Annotated in this window: 8 protein-coding genes; 3 read left to right on the top strand and 5 right to left on the bottom strand. The window is 33.4% G+C overall.

The genetic code is table 11. From position 1 onward, the window contains the following. Positions 1-54 precede the first annotated feature (54 nt). The 3 genes from L3J35_06725 to L3J35_06715 all read right to left on the bottom strand — a co-directional run bounded on the left by L3J35_06725 (position 55) and on the right by L3J35_06715 (position 2,415). Positions 55-888, bottom strand: coding sequence for a 5'-nucleotidase, lipoprotein e(P4) family (locus L3J35_06725; protein ID MCF6365883.1), 834 nt, complete (start codon positions 886-888; stop codon positions 55-57). Positions 889-976: 88 nt separating this feature from the next. Continuing rightward, entirely contained in the window at positions 977-1,429 is a 453-nt protein-coding gene (gene dtd / locus L3J35_06720) for a D-aminoacyl-tRNA deacylase (protein ID MCF6365882.1), read from the bottom strand. Then, a complete protein-coding gene (locus L3J35_06715; GenBank protein ID MCF6365881.1) occupies positions 1,426-2,415 on the bottom strand; it encodes an aspartate-semialdehyde dehydrogenase in 990 nt (329 codons plus the stop codon). The genes dtd and L3J35_06715 overlap by 4 nt, the downstream gene beginning before the upstream one ends. A 98-nt stretch (positions 2,416-2,513) precedes the next feature. On the opposite strand from L3J35_06715, the gene L3J35_06710 reads away from it, so the two are divergent. After that, a complete protein-coding gene (locus tag L3J35_06710) occupies positions 2,514-5,708 on the top strand; it encodes a lamin tail domain-containing protein (protein ID MCF6365880.1) in 3,195 nt (1,064 codons plus the stop codon). 84 nt (positions 5,709-5,792) lie between these two features. On the opposite strand, the gene L3J35_06705 is transcribed toward L3J35_06710, so the two are convergent. Next, the gene (locus tag L3J35_06705; GenBank protein ID MCF6365879.1) at positions 5,793-8,597 is read right to left on the bottom strand and encodes an insulinase family protein; all 2,805 of its coding nucleotides are present in this window, start codon (positions 8,595-8,597) and stop codon (positions 5,793-5,795) included. A gap of 190 nt (positions 8,598-8,787) precedes the next feature. On the opposite strand from L3J35_06705, the gene L3J35_06700 reads away from it, so the two are divergent. Next, the gene (locus L3J35_06700) at positions 8,788-10,332 is read left to right on the top strand and encodes a PepSY domain-containing protein (GenBank protein ID MCF6365878.1); all 1,545 of its coding nucleotides are present in this window, start codon (positions 8,788-8,790) and stop codon (positions 10,330-10,332) included. Positions 10,333-10,380: 48 nt separating this feature from the next. Further along, complete coding sequence (locus tag L3J35_06695) at positions 10,381-11,052, top strand: hypothetical protein (protein MCF6365877.1); 672 nt, start codon at positions 10,381-10,383, stop codon at positions 11,050-11,052. Positions 11,053-11,064: 12 nt separating this feature from the next. Here L3J35_06695 and L3J35_06690 read toward each other — a convergent pair whose 3' ends face one another. Then, entirely contained in the window at positions 11,065-15,522 is a 4,458-nt protein-coding gene (locus tag L3J35_06690) for a translocation/assembly module TamB (GenBank protein ID MCF6365876.1), read from the bottom strand. Positions 15,523-15,649 lie beyond the last annotated feature (127 nt).

The following is a 15,649-nucleotide window of genomic DNA, read 5'->3' as shown; positions in this document are numbered from 1 at the left end:
CAACCCGGTTCATTCATAGTTTCTCACAAAAAAGAAACATTTTGAAAAACGCCGTTATCTATTTAGGGCACCTCGTCTCAACTTTCTTTTTTCGTCATTCGATTTGCTGAAGTCTCCGTTGTAAAATCCCTTTTCCCATTCTCCGTACATCGGATTAGGGAAAACGATAAATTTTGCTCCGAACTTGTCTTTATTTTCGGCTGTTGCCGTAAATCCGGAATCTTCACCCCTTCCGCCAAAAACCTCATCAAAATCCCTCAAGTTGTCTCCCAACAATAAAACCACATCATAATTTTCAAGAATTTTGTTTCTTCTGGCTGTTTTATCTGATGTTTTTGTTTTTAGGTACATATGCTCTTTATCTGCAAACGGAAAACCTTCATTTTTCATGTTTTCTATTGTTGCATCAGTTTGATCGGCACTTCTGTTTGAAACATAAAAAACTTCAACTCCTTTATCTTTTGCATAATTACAAAAATCAACCGCTCCGGGAAGAGCTTTTGCTCTTTTTTCATTTACCCACGCAGCCCAGTTTTCTTTATTGTAGGAGGTTCCGTTAATTATCAAATTTGCATTATAGGGACTGTTGTCTAAAATTGTTTCGTCAATGTCCGTTATTACTGCCAAAGGTTTTGATTTTTTCAATTTTTTAAAAACCTTGCCTTTTGTTGTTTCATCCAGCATTAATTTTGCGAGGTTAAAGTTTTGATAAAAAATTGCCTGCACTTCGGCTGATTTTTGAAACCAAAGCGTTGCCATTGTCAGATGTTCGGAGTTTAATAAAGTATCTGTTGTGTTTTCAATTATTACTTCTTCAACTTTTTTTTCTTCGCAACAAGATGCTAAAAAAAATGTGGCAATAATGCCTAAAATAAAAATTTTCTTCATGTTCTTTTTGTTTAAAATAAGTGGTGCAATGTAATAAAACTATATGAAAAACGGGCTTAAAAGTTTCTTGTTTGAAAACACAATATTTCTATTCTTTGTTTTTGCTGTCAATAATAATCGTTACCGGACCGTCATTAATTAAAGAAACTTGCATCTCGGCACCGAACTCTCCGGTTTTTACTTCTGTTTTGCTGTCTTCTTCAAGTTGTTTTACAAATTTATTGTATAACGGAATTGAAATGTCCGGTTTTGCGGCTTTAATGTAAGAGGGCCTGTTTCCTTTTCTCGTTTTTGCATGAAGCGTAAATTGGCTTATTACAAGCAATTCTCCGGACACGTCTTCAAGCGAAAGATTCATAACCCCCTCGTTATCATCAAATATACGAAGGGAACAAATTTTCTTGCTCGTCCACATAATGTCTTCATCGTTATCTTTATTTTCAAAGCCGGCAAGTATCATCAAGCCTTTTCCTATATGAGATTTAACTTCTCCGCCGATACTGACAAAACTTCCGCTTACCCTTTGAATTACAACTTTCATTTTTTCAAAAAATTAATATTAATGTATTCTGCAATTTGAATCGCATTTGTAGCAGCACCTTTTCGTAAATTGTCAGCAACTATCCATAAATTTAAACTGTTGGGATTTGAATAATCTCTTCGTATTCTACCAACAAAAACATCATTTTTGCCCGTTGAGTTTATAGGCATTGGATAAATATTGTTTGGTGTATCGTCTTGAACCACAACCCCTTTTGTGTTGCTAAGTAATGTTTTTATTTCTGCAGTGTCGAAGTCTTCTTTAAATTCAATGTTGACAGATTCAGAGTGGCCTCCGACAACAGGAACTCTTACCGCTGTTGCCGTCAGTTTAATATTTTTATCTAAAATTTTGTGTGTTTCATTTACCAACTTCATTTCTTCTTTAGTGTAATCATTTTTCGTAAAATCGTCGCAATGCGGTAAACAGTTTTTATAAATTTGGTGAGGGTATGCCTTTTCTCCGACTATATTTTTTTCTTCATTCAGTAATTGTTTTACAGCTTTTACTCCTGTTCCGGTAACAGATTGGTAAGTTGAAACAATAACTCTTTTAATATTATATTTTTTGTGCAACGGAGCCAAAACCATTAACATTTGAATTGTTGAGCAGTTGGGGTTTGCAATAATTTTATCTTCTTTTGTGAGAACTCGGGCATTTATTTCAGGAATTATTAACTTTTTTGTTGAGTCCATTCTCCATGCCGATGAATTATCAATTACATAAGCTCCTTTTCCTGCAAATAATTCAGCATATTTTAGTGATATGAAAGTTCCCGCAGAAAAAATTGCAATATCGGGTTTTTTAGAAATTGCACTTTCAATACTTACAACTTTATAGTTTTGGGATTTAAACTTAATAGCTTTGTTTACAGACTTTTCAGATGCGACGAGGATAAGTTCTGAAACAGGAAAATTTCGTTCTTTCAGGACCTCTAACATTGCCTGACCTACCATTCCGGTAATACCGATTATTGCTATTTTCATTTTAAAAACTTTAAATTCCTTATTATTCTGTCAAAAAGTATTATTTTTGAAACCTTGGCAAAAATAGCAATACTATTCCGAACTTTATTTTAAAAACGATGAAAAATATATTTCTTTTATTTCTTTTACTTCTTTCTGTTACATTATTTTCTCAAGTTGCCGATGATTTTGAAAACGGAAACCTTAACGGATGGGCAGAAAATGTAACGGGGCACTGGGCAGCATCAACCGACACACCGATTAACGGGGTTTATTCTTTGAAGCATAATTTAAGTTCTGTTGCCGGAATAAGCTATGTTACAACACCCTTTTCCGGTATAACAATTGGAAACGGAGAAACGGTTTGGCAATTTAATTTTAAAAACGGTGCATGGAATCCCTCCGGCAGCAATTATTTCGGCGTTTATCTTTTTGCAGATAATTCTGATTTAACATCAAGTTTGAACGGTTATGTTGTGGGAGTTAATATGTCCGGTACGGATGACATCCTTTCTTTATGGAAAGTAACAAACGGTGTTTTTTCCGTGCTGATTCAAACACCTTATGTTTGGCCGACATCTGCTACAATTGGAATTAAGGTAACACGAACGGCATCCGGTGGCTGGGAATTGTTTTATGATGAAACCGGAGGGTTTGATAATTTATTGTCTGGGGGAACGGCAACAGACAACACCCACATTAACGCTTTTTATACAGGACCCTTCTTTGAATATACATTAACAAGAGCCGGGGGGTTTTGGTTTGATGACTTTTCAATTGTCGGACCGCCGGATACGGAAGCTCCCCAAGTAACAAGTATTAATGCAGTTTCAAACAACACAATTCTTGTTGAATTTAATGAAGGTCTTTTGCAGACAACGGCAGAAAACATTTCAAACTATTCTGTTGACGGAGGAATAGACTCTCCCACAGGAGCGGTTCTAAGCACGACTGATAACAAACAAGTTGAATTAACATTTTCAGGAACATTTGTTGATAACAACGAATATACCCTTACGGTAAATAATGTTGAAGATTTAAACGGAAATGCAACAACTAACTCTATAGGAGCATTTATTTATTATCAAATTGCAGCAATAAACATATTCCCGGTTTCTGCAACAGAACTTGATGTTACTTTTAATAAAGTTGTTGATGTTGCAAGTGCAGAAACGCTTTTAAATTATTCCGTAAATAACGGAATCGGCAGCCCTGCAAGTGCATTCGTTGACGGAACAAATGGTAAGCTGGTTCACCTTTCGTTTACAACATCTTTTCAGGTTGATTTGGCATATACTCTTACCGTTAACAGTGTTCAAGATACATACGGCAACATTATTAATCCGACAAACCTGAGCTTTTCATTCCACGAAACTTTGCCTTATGATATCGTCATAAATGAAATTATGTGTGATGTAAACCCCGCTCCGGCAGCCTTGCCCGCTCTTGAATACCTTGAGCTTTATAATCATACACCGTATGATATAGACCTCTCCGGTTGGACAATTGAAATAGAGGGATATACGGTAAAAAGTTTTCCCGATTCAATAATTCCGGCAGGAAGTTATGCAATCATTTGCAGACCGGGCTTTGAATCAGATTTTTCTCCTTACGGAATGCCTGTCGGTATTACATCTTTTGACTTAACAACATCGGGAAAAAGGATTGTTATTCGGGATAACAATAACACAGTTATAGAAGATATTACATATTCCAAAGAATGGTATGATGATGACGAAAAAGACGGAGGGGGATATTCTATTGAACGAATTGATCCGTTCAATTTTTGCGGAGAAGACGATAACTGGACAGCAACAAAGGATGTTTGGGGAGGAACCCCGGGAAGGCAAAACTCTGTTTTTGGAGATAACCCCGATAACATTGCCCCGGAACTTGTAAATGTACAAGTTTTGTCTTCGAATTATTTATTACTTGAATTTGATGATAATATCAGTTATGAAAGCGGAGGAGACACCTTGAATTTTTCTATAAACAACGGCATTGAAAATCCGACGATTGCATTTGTTGACGGAGAAGACAGAACCCGGGTTCACCTTTTCTTTAACACACAATTTACTTCCGAAATAGAAAATACTTTGCTTGTTGAGGGTATAAAAGACAATTGCGGAAATACGATACAGGCAACCGGTTTTAATTTCACATATTTTTTAATTTACCCTGTGGATCTGTGGACACAGGATGAAAATAAGTTAAAAATTAAATTTTCGGAAACCGTTGGTTTGCCCGACGGAACAAATGTTTTGAACTATTTTGCAGATAAAGGTGTCGGGAGTCCGGAATTCATTACAAGAGATAATGTTGATACCTCCGTAGTTTATATGTTTTTTACAAATGCTTTTCCGCAGGGAGAAGATATAACCTTAAACATATCCGGAGTAAAAGATATAAACGGAAACACGATGGTCACTGCGAATATGATGTTTTCATATTATACACCTCAAAAAGATGATATTGCAATTAATGAAGTCCTTTTTTATCCGAATACCGGCGGAAATGATTTTGTAGAACTTTATAACAGATCAGAGAAAAGAATTGATTTGATTAACATTCAGATAGCAACTTATGACAAAGACATAACAGACAGCATAATTTCGATTTCTCCTCTTTCAGAAACAAACCTGTATTTTGAACCGGGAACTTACCTTGCTTTTACCGAAAGCAAAGAGGGCGTTTCGTCTTTTTATATGAGCCAAGATCAAGAAAATATCATAGAAATACCGGACATTCCGACTTTACCGAGTGATTTCGGAACTGTTTTGGTTTTATACAAAAATGACACAATAATTGACCGGTTTGACTATAATGAAGATATGCACTTTAGTCTTTTAGACAGTGAAAAGGGAGTTTCTCTGGAAAGAGTTAATTATGATAAGCCGACACAAGATATTTCAAACTGGCATTCAGCATCGGAATATGTGGGTTTTGCCACTCCGGCGTACAAGAACTCACAATACAGCGAAGACGTAAATCCGGGAGAAAATCCCGTAACGGCAGAGCCGTATATTTTTTCTCCGGATAATGACGGGTTTGAAGATTATGCAAATATTAATTACAAATTTGAAAGCCCCGGATATGTTGCCACTGTCATTATATTTGATGCTAACGGAAGACAGGTAAGACAGTTGGCAAATAATCTTTTGCTCTCAACAGAGGGAACAATTGTTTGGGACGGATTGTATGACAACGGAAGACTTGCTCCTTCCGGAACATATTTAATTTATTTTAAAGTGTTTAATTTAGACGGGAATATTCGGGCTTATAAGATTCCGGTTGTTTCGACAAGGCGGTTATAACAATTAGTTTCTGTTTGTATGACAAGGCAAAGCCGCCTCCCGTTTCAAGTCGACTCGGGAGGCGGCCGTACTCGCAAAACAGGCTTATTCCTTCGGCATCATTACAATTTGAACAATATTATCTTCATTTAAGAAATTATTTGCAGTTTTTTTAATGCTTTTCACATTAAGTTTTCCCAATAATTTGTCGAAATTTGCTTTGTCAGCAAGGCTATATCCGTGATAATACTCGTGTAATAAAGCTGATTTCCAAAAGTTGTTTTCTCTTAATTGCTCTTCACGAGTTTTTTTAAAATATTCAATTGTTTTTTTAACATCGGCTTCTGTCGGTCCATCTTTTTTTATTTTTTCGATTTCTCTGTAAATAATTGATGTTAAATACTTTGATTTTTCAGGAGCACAATCAAACTTCATTTTTAATTGGTAGTTTCCGTAAGGAAAATGGTTGCTGACTTTACTTACTCTTACTCCGTATGAGCCACCCTCTTTTTCTCTGATAGTTTCAATGTATCTTAAACTTAAAATATATTTCAATGCCGAAAGATTCATGTTGTTTTCGGGAGTGTATTTATATTCCCCGGAATAATCGACAAATACGGTGCTTTTATCAACTTCTAACTTTGGGTTAAGTTCTTTCTTAACAATTCCTTTAGGGTATCTGATATTGTTATCTTTATATGTTTCAATTCTTCCGCTCGATGGCAAGCTTCCAATATATGAGTCGATTATCGGTTTTGTTTTCTCTATGTCAATGTTTCCGACAAAAATAAAAACAAAGTCATTAGCATCTTTAAATCTGTCTTGATAAATGCTGAATAGTTTTTCATAATCAACTTTGCTCAACATTTCTTTGTTAAAGGGAATAACTCTTTTGTGGTTGTTTGCCATTGTAACAGAAATTGTGTCTTTAAATCGAGAATTAGGGTCTAAATTTTTATTTTCGAGCCAGGCATTCATTCTTTGCATAAAAGCAGAGTATGCTGTTTTGTCTTTTCGGGGGCTTGTAAAATACAGATATGTTAATTGCAGCATTGTTTCAAAATCGGCAGGTGTTGAATTTCCTGTAAAACCCTCATCGTTTTCATCAATAAACGGGCTTACCCTGACAATTTTTCCGGCAAGTTTTTTATTCAGTTCAATATTCGAAAATTCGCCTACACCTCCCATGGGAATAATATTATTTGCCATAATTGCAGAAGGAACATCATTGTCGTCAACCAACGAGTAGCCGCCAAAACTGAATGCTGTCATTAAAATTTCGTCATCTTTAAAGTCTGTCGGTTTTATTACGACAGTTACTCCGTTTTTATACTTTATTTCTGTTACCCCGTTTTTTGTTTTGTTGCTTATAACCTTGGTCGGTTTCGGGATGTTTTTAATTAAAGGTTCATCCGATACTGTTTCTTCGTATTTTTCAACAGGTCTTGATTTTATTTTTTGTATTATTTCTTTTATTTCTTGCTCTGAGAATAATTCTTTACCTTCAATTTCGGGACCTGTAACGGTAATAACCATATTGTCTTCTGTTATCCATTTTTGTGCAAGTAAGTTAACCTCTTCAAGCTTAATGTTCGGGAGAGTTTTTTTTGTAAATTCGAAATCATACTCTATTCCGGGTGCGGGTTCATTGTTCAGAAAATGACTGAAATATTGCCAAACATAATCTCCGGAGTTTGTTTTATCTCGTTCATTAAATTGTTTTTTTGTTTTTATTAAGTATTCTGCTTTTGCTCTCTCAAGTTCCGGCTTTGTAAAACCATATTTTTTTAATCGTTTGTTTTCTGTAAGTAAAGTTGCCAATGTTAGGTGTATTTCATTCGGCTTTGCCATTCCTAAAGAATAATATGCAGCTTTTTTTCTTACAATATCTCCATAAAAGTTATAAGCATAAATAAACGGAGGATGTTCTGATTGCGTCAGTTCGTTAAGTCGATTATTAAACATTATTTGGTATAGCGACTTTGTCTGCAAACTTCTGTAATAATTTGAGTTTTTATCCTTTGGCTGAACAATATCATGCTTGTAAATTAGCTGTACCATTGTTCTGCTAGCTTCCGGGTCTGTTGCAACTTTTATCAGCGGTTCTTTATTGTTCGGGATTTCAATATAATAGCGTTTTTTAGGACTTTCTCTTTTCGGAATATCTGCAAAAATCTTTTTTATTCTTTTTTCAATATCTGAAGGGTCAATATCTCCGACAATAATTAATGCTTGCAAATCAGGTCTGTACCAATCGTGGTAAAAGCTTTTAATTGTTTCATATTTGTGGTTATCAATAACTTCAATGCGTCCTATTACATCATGTTCAACGTATTTTGTTCCGCTGTATAACACTTCTGCTGTTTTTTTTCTCAACCTTCTGTCAGCATTTCTTCCGGTTCTCCATTCTTCGCGGATGACTCCTCTTTCGGCGTCTATTTCTTCATCTTCCATAGAAATAAAGCTTGACCAGTCATGCAAAACAAGTAAAGATGTATCAATAATTCCGGAACGTGTTGTCGGAACTTTTGAAAGCATATAGGCAGTTACATCGTGTGAGGTAAAGGCATTTACATTATGCCCAAATGCAACTCCGTTTAACTCCATGAAATTTAAAATGCCTTTTTGGGGGAAATTTTTCGTTCCGTTAAAAGCCATGTGTTCGGTAAAATGTGCAAGACCGTTTTGGTCTTTATTTTCTAATACGGCACCTACATTATGAACAATATAATATTCTGCTCTGTTTTTCGGAACTTCATTGTGTCGAATATAATACTTCATTCCGTTCGGAAGAGTTCCGTAAACAACTTTTTCATCTAGAGGGAGCCTTCCCCCAAAGTCATTCGTTTTTTGAGAAAATGATAATAAACCAATAAATAAAATGAATATTGTTAATTTAATTTTTTTCATTTTTTGTTGTTTTTTGTGTGTTTGTAATATAATTAAAGTGCTAAATTAGATATATATCATACAAAGGACAAGTTTATTGATATGTTAATAAATGTTGTTTGTGTAAAAAATAAAATCAGATAAGAATATGCTTAATTCTGATATTTTTTATACTTTTGCTCGCTTTAACGAAGGTGCTAAACTTTAATAAATGGGGTTTATAAGAAAATATCATAAGTGGCTCGGAGTACTAATTGTTTTATTGATGGTAATTTTTTCGGTTTCGGGAATTATTTTGAACCACCGGCAATTCTTTTCGACAATTGATGTAAGCAGAAAATTTTTACCGAACGAGCTTCAATATCAAAACTGGAATAATGCTGCCGTAAAAAGCACGGTTAAACTTAACAACGGAAAAATTCTTTTGTACGGAAACATCGGTGTTTGGCAAACTGACAGTACTTTCTCCGAGTTTGTCAATTTTTCGCAAGGTTTCCCGAAAGGGGTTGATAATAAAAAAGTTTCTGTTGTGTATCAAGCATATTCCGGGAGATTGTTCGCAGGATCATTGTTCGGGTTTTATGAGTATGATTTTGAAAAATCAAGATGGTTTTTAATTCGAAAAACAAAAAATACAAGCCAAATAGTAGATATTATTGAAAAAAACAATACGCTTTTATTGCTAAGTCGTTCTGATATTACAATATTCAACCTACAAGCAAACAGCTATAAAAAATTTATGTTGCCGCAACCGAAAAATTATGACAACAAAATCGGGCTATTTAAAACGATTTGGGTTATTCACAGCGGAGAGGTTTGGGGCGAAACAGGAAAGTTAATTGTTGACTCGGCAGCATTAATCCTTGTTTTTTTAACTGTTACGGGGCTAATCCTGTTTTTTAAAAAACGGAGGATATTAAAAGAAAGCGTAACAAATGAAAAAAGAACATCAATTTTAAAAAACATAAGATGGAATTTGAAATGGCATAATAAAATAGGCTGGATAACAGCAATTCTTTTAGTTATTACAAGTTTAACCGGAATGTTTTTGAGACCGCCGTTATTAATACCGATTGCAGAAAAAAAAGTTGCGAAAATTCCGAAAACGGTTTTAGACAATCCCAATCCGTGGAATGATAAACTAAGACGTTTTATTTATGACGAAAAAAATGAGCGTTTTTATGTTGCAACTCTTGGCGGGATATTCTATTCTGATGATTTTTTTTCGAAACCGTTAAAGAAATTAGAAGTGCAACCTCCTGTCAGCGTTATGGGTGTAAATGCTTTTAAACTACAAAGAGATTCGGTGGTTCTTGTAGGTTCTTTTGAAGGTTTGTTCACATTAAATTTGAAAACAAACTATATTGAAAATTATATAACAAAAAAACCATATATAAAACCGAAAAAACGAGGAATTCCTATCGGGAAAGAAATGCTTGCAGGTTATTCTACGGATTTTTCTGAAGAAATTTGGTTCGATTATAATAACGGATTAATAAGTATAAATAACCCGGCTTTTAATCCGGAGATGCCTGAAAAAATCCAATCTCTTCCGATTTCTCTTTGGAATGTTTCTTTAGAGCTTCATACCGGCAGAATTTACAAACCTTTTTTAGGACCGTTTTATATTTTAGTAGTTCCGCTTACCGGGTTAATTTCTTTGTTTTTAATAATTTCGGGGGTTATTATTTGGTTTAGGTTTTTCAGAAACAAGAAGGGTAGCTTACAGAAACAAAAAAGAGCTGTAAAAAAATGAATTGGCGATAAATATATTATTTCGTATCTTTGGTAAAATTTATCAATCATGAAAAAAGCAATATTTATTTCTGTTATTTCCGTTGTTTTATTTTCTTGTGTACAGGTTACGGGGGAAAAGGGGACAATAACTGATGAGCAAGTAGTAAACTATTTGAAAGCATATAAAAAGCTCAAAGAAAAGGCTCCGGATATTTTAAGAAACATTAATGAAAATGTAAATGGTTCAAATGCCGGGAAAATGGGATTTAACTCGTTTGAAAGTATTATAAAGGAAAGCGATATTGAAAGTTATGCTGAGTTTGTGCGATTAAATGCAAAAATAGGCTCTGTTTTTTCAATACTTCAGGCATCAAGGGGAATGAATCAACAACAAAACCTACAAGAAAGCAGTCAAGAAATGTTTAGTGACGGCTATCGCTTTATAGAGGAGCAACTGAATGACCCGGATATACCAGAGGAAACAAAAGCAGAGCTTCGAATAACACTGGAAGAGTTAAAAAAAGGTTCAAATGAGCTGAAAGAAGAGTACGAATCAAACAAAGTTATTGCCGATTGGGTTTTTGAAAAAGCAAAAAAAGTTACGGGGCTAATTGTTAATGAAGCAGATATTGACGTTATTCAAGCACATGAAGAAGAAATTTTTGAGGCATATACAGGTTTTCCTCGTCCGAAAGGTTTTGACGGGAATATGCCGGATTTGGATACAATATTATGGTGAGAACAAATGATGTTAATTCTTATCTTCAATTATGGGCAGCGGGTAAACGGTATCTTTTTCTTCTCGGCGTTTCCAATAAAAAAATGAATCAAACTTTTTTCTGAAAACCAGACCGAAGCCTTGTGTATAATCACCGTCATTTAAGCGCGTATCATTAGCTTTGTTGTAGAATTTTGCTTTTATATTTCCCTTCTTATTAAGTTTCCCTTCGATTTCAAATTCTCCGATATAATTATCCTCTCTGTAACCGTCATTGCCGCCTACGCCACCGTAACCTTTGTATGTAATCCAGTTGTTTAGGATATCACCCTCAACCGAAAAACCTATCTCGTCTGTTTCGTTGTCTTTTCCCGGCTCATATTTTAAATTAATTTCAATGTTTTTGCTGAATTGCTCGAGCATTTTATTAAATTGGCTTGTAATTAAATCTCCGGTAATCGGAGCAGGATCGTCAATTCCTAAATTATCTGCGGTGCTTCCCATAAACCGTTTAAAAATCAATAGAGCTAAAAATTGTTCATTAATTTCTTTTTCATTAAAAGAGTTTAGCTTTTGTACATATTTATTGCTTACATTATCATTAATTTCTATGTCTAAATTTAGTGTCGGGTTTAACAATGCACCAGTTAAATGAATAAGACATGTTACATCTGTTTTTTCTATTGCCTGTTCTAATTGCTCCGGGACTAAGTTATTTACGGGGACTTTATTAATTTTGTAGGTTGCTTTAATGTCAACTAATGCGTCATCAGGATCTCCAGACCAAATAATTCGGCTTCCTTCAACAATATTAAAAAGTTTTGGAAGCACTTTTAAGTCAAGCAAGTATGTTCCGTCAGAAATAATATATGTTCCGAACATGTTAAAATTACCTTCTCTGTCTAAAGTTAGGTTGAGGCTTCCGTCACCTGTTGTTTTAATATTTCCGCTTTCGTCGGGAATAATTTGTATTTCAGCATTATCCGTAACATCTAATTTCATATTCATGCTGAAACCGCTGTAATCAACTTCATAGTTTTCATTTGTTGTTTGGTTTTTGGTTTCGGAAGTATCTGAAACAAATTGTATAAAGTTTTTTTCTTCTTCGAGGGTTTCGCTTGTGGCAATAGGGATAAAAACAGAGGTGTTTTCTTCGGTGCTTAAATTAGCATTCATAAAAATATTATCTAATGATCCGGAAAAATTAATATTTCCGGTTCCGAATGCTGTTCCGTAAAAGTAGGATGAGTCTGTTCGTTTAAGGGCGATAAGTTTTAAGTTTTCGGCATCAATGTCAATATCTAAATCAAAATTTGAAAAATTATTGTGTGAAATATCTGCTTTTAAAAACCCGAATCCGTTTTTATTTCGGGAATAAATTTTTGTTGCATCAAAACGTATTGTTTTATTATTAATAAGAATATCCATTTCGTTGATGCTGTAATATGTGTTCAGAAATTTTACTTTTGCCGTTGTTTGTTTTAGTTTCAAGTTTCCGAGTAAAAGAGGGTTTTTAATATTTCCTGCAATATTTATTTTTCCTGTTATGAATGCAGTAGGGTTAAATTCGGCATAATCTGAATAATAGTCTTTAAATGTTTTCAAAAGCATGCTTCTTATATCCAGCGTAAAGTTTATTTTATCTTTATCCGGCCAATAGTCGCCGTAAATTGTATCGTTCATGAATTTGTTGTTCTTTCCTTTAAGGTTATATGCATTTGCATGAATTTTGTTCTCTGCGTCATCCCAGTTGCTTTTAAAATAAAAATTACCGAAGTCGATGTTGTTTACGTTAAAGTTAATAATTGAATCTTTTGTAAATATCAGCGGGGCTTCATACAGTTGGGCTAAAGTAGTGCTTCCGTTAAGTTTTCCTTTTATAATAAAATCTTCGGACAAAGCCGGTTGAATATTTGAAAGGTTAAAGTTTGTAAATTCTGCAAAAAGAATATCTCCGGGGTATTCAGAAATATTTCCGTCAAGATATATTTTTTGGTCTTTATTCTTCAGGGTTAGGTCTGTAATTTTGATTCTTACAGAGTCTATCAAAACATTTGATTTATCAAAACTCCAAAGAACATCATTTATGCTAATATTTGATTTGTGAAAATCGCAATTATAAACTGTTTTTTTCTTGTCTTTTTTTATAATTTCAATGATTCCGGCAATGTTTGCTGAGTAGTTTGCCGTATCTTTAAAATTATTCCAATTTAGGTTAAAGTTAATTGTATCATTAATTAAATCTCCTTCTAAATTTATGTTTTCAATTATAATTGATTCATTCGGTTTTAATGATGAGCCGCCTATACCTCCGAATAATCGTTTGTTCCTTGTATATGCTACTATAAAAAAATCGTTTAGTATGAAATTTTTGTATTTTAGTTGCTGCGAATTTAAAGAGAGGTTTAAAGATTCTTTTTCGGGATCATAAAATCCGAATAATTTTGTGTTTTTTGAAATATGATATTTTGGGAAAAACAGAGAACTGATAAATTCGGGGTTTTTAATGTCGGCTTCTATAACAACAGAGCCTTTTATTATAGGTTTTGCTTCTGTATCGGTTTGATTTTGCTTAAATAAGCCGGAAACAAGAGTTTGCAGGGCTTTAAAAATTTCGGAACTTTTGTTTGTCGTAATTATTTTAAAGTCTGCAATGTCTGACTTTAAAACAATTTGTTTTTCATTTGCCTGTATATTTGGTGTTTGCTGTCCGGTTAAACGAAATGCATTTATTCTTACAGTTACAGAATCCTTTGAATAGACAAAGGGACTTGTTAAATTAATTGTTCCCAAAAAATCATCAATATTCAATCCTTTAAAATCCGCAACAGTTGAAAAACTTACAGTTGATTCTGTTTCGGCATTACTTAAATTTAATGCTTTTAAATCTGCAGAATAAACATTGGCGGTTAGGTTTATTTCCGGGATATCTGACAAGAAATTAATTTTGCCGGAAATTGATGCTCTGATATTTTCTTGTTTAATGTTAACGCTCAGGCTGTCCACTTTTTTGTCATATAATTCAGCAAATAGTGCAATATCTTTGTAAGAATGTTTTTTATAAAAAACATCATTTATTTTGCCGGAAGTTTTAAGTTTTATTTTTTTATTCTTTAGTAATGAAAAATCAAAGTTCTGAGAAAAGCTCATTGTACCAAAATCATTGTTTTCAAATACTTGTGCAATATCTAAGTCTGTTCCCGAAAGTTTTCCTTTAACGTTAATAATTGAAGAAGAGTCTTTTTTTGCAAGAGCAAGAATTGAAATACTTCCGAAACCTCCTGAAATCTCTCCTTTTGTCAGAAATTTTGAAAGGTGTCCTTTTGTAACTCCCGAGTAGCTGATGTTTTTTATTTTCTTTAAACCTTCCGGCAGGTCTTTTAAAATAATATCTTGCCCGGGAATTTTCATTTCTTGAAACCTTTGAAAATCAACTTCAAGTTTTTTAATATGGACAAATAGTAACGGGTTGTCAAAGTCTTTAAAATCACTTACTCTAGAGTTCATTTTTAAATCTATGAGCCCTTCATATTTTAAATCTAAATCTGTTATATCAAATTTATCAAACGTGCCTTTTATTTTTCCTGAAATTTGCACTTTTTCGGAATAGGTGTTTGTATCTGTAATAAAATACTTTACATCATTATATGATAAATAGCTTGATTTATTTATTATGATATTAGCTTTCAATTTTGTTTTATATTCCGAGAAGTCATAATTGCCCGGAAAATCAAAGTATAAACTGTCAAAAGATAGTTTTGAGTCCGGTGTTTGTAGGCTAAGATTGTTAAAATGAATATGCTTCGGGCTCAGTTCTATTTTGTCTCCGGTAAAGTTTTTTAAACAGAATCCGCTTTTGTCTTTTAATAATATTGATTCAATTTCAGAATAAATATTTTTGTTATTCAGTTCAAGTTTTTTAAGTTTAATATTTATGCTGTCAAGTTCAAGGTCTTTATAATTAAATCCGTGTTTTTTAACCGTATCGGGAATAAAATACGAAAAAGAAGAGTTTGTTATTGAAATGTTTTTTATGTCCAACTTAAAATCTTCGTCTGTTTTTTCTTTTTCGTCTGAACTTAACGCATCCAATATATATTGAAGGTTAAGAGTATCTTTTCCTATTTCATATAGGTTAAGGTATAGGCTGTCAATATTTATTTCTTTTAAGGAAATGTTGCTAAAGTCTGTTTGAAGCCCTTCCGGGATAACCGATAATTCTTTAATAAACAGCAAGGTATCTTTTTGTTGATCTTGAATATAAATTCCTTTAAAAATGAAACCTTTGAATAAGCTGATTTCTACATTATCAATATCAATTTCAGAGTTTAATTTTTCAGACAGTTCTTTTGTAATAAATTTTGTTATTTTAGTCTGAATATAAGCTGTTTGCAGAAGTAATATTAATAAAATGATTAAAACAATTATAAGCAAAACACCGTATAATGTAATTTTTTTCAACTTTTCTATTTGGAATACGTGGTTTTGCATATTTTTGCAAAATAATGAATTTTATAAAAGTTTAAACTGTTTTTTAGTTTTTATTAGCAATCAAGCGATAATAAGATTGCAAACTAAATGCCGGATAATTATTTACGAAGCTAATATATTAAAATCG

It is taken from the genome of Bacteroidales bacterium (assembly GCA_021648725.1).
Lineage (GTDB): Bacteria > Bacteroidota > Bacteroidia > Bacteroidales > JAADGE01 > JAADGE01.
The sequence above is the reverse complement of the archived record's forward strand: the minus strand, read 5'-3'. Positions and strand labels throughout refer to the sequence as shown.

Excerpts from the sequence above, each read along its gene's own strand:
- L3J35_06710 (MCF6365880.1), top strand. The coding sequence starts at position 2,514 with ATGAAAAATATATTTCTTTTATTTCTTTTACTTCTTTCTGTTACATTA.
- L3J35_06695 (MCF6365877.1), top strand. The coding sequence starts at position 10,381 with ATGAAAAAAGCAATATTTATTTCTGTTATTTCCGTTGTTTTATTTTCT.
- L3J35_06725 (MCF6365883.1), bottom strand. The coding sequence starts at position 888 with ATGAAGAAAATTTTTATTTTAGGCATTATTGCCACATTTTTTTTAGCA.
- L3J35_06715 (MCF6365881.1), bottom strand. The coding sequence starts at position 2,415 with ATGAAAATAGCAATAATCGGTATTACCGGAATGGTAGGTCAGGCAATG.
- L3J35_06705 (MCF6365879.1), bottom strand. The coding sequence starts at position 8,597 with ATGAAAAAAATTAAATTAACAATATTCATTTTATTTATTGGTTTATTA.
- L3J35_06700 (MCF6365878.1), top strand. The coding sequence starts at position 8,788 with ATGGGGTTTATAAGAAAATATCATAAGTGGCTCGGAGTACTAATTGTT.
- L3J35_06690 (MCF6365876.1), bottom strand. The coding sequence starts at position 15,522 with ATGCAAAACCACGTATTCCAAATAGAAAAGTTGAAAAAAATTACATTA.
- dtd (MCF6365882.1), bottom strand. The coding sequence starts at position 1,429 with ATGAAAGTTGTAATTCAAAGGGTAAGCGGAAGTTTTGTCAGTATCGGC.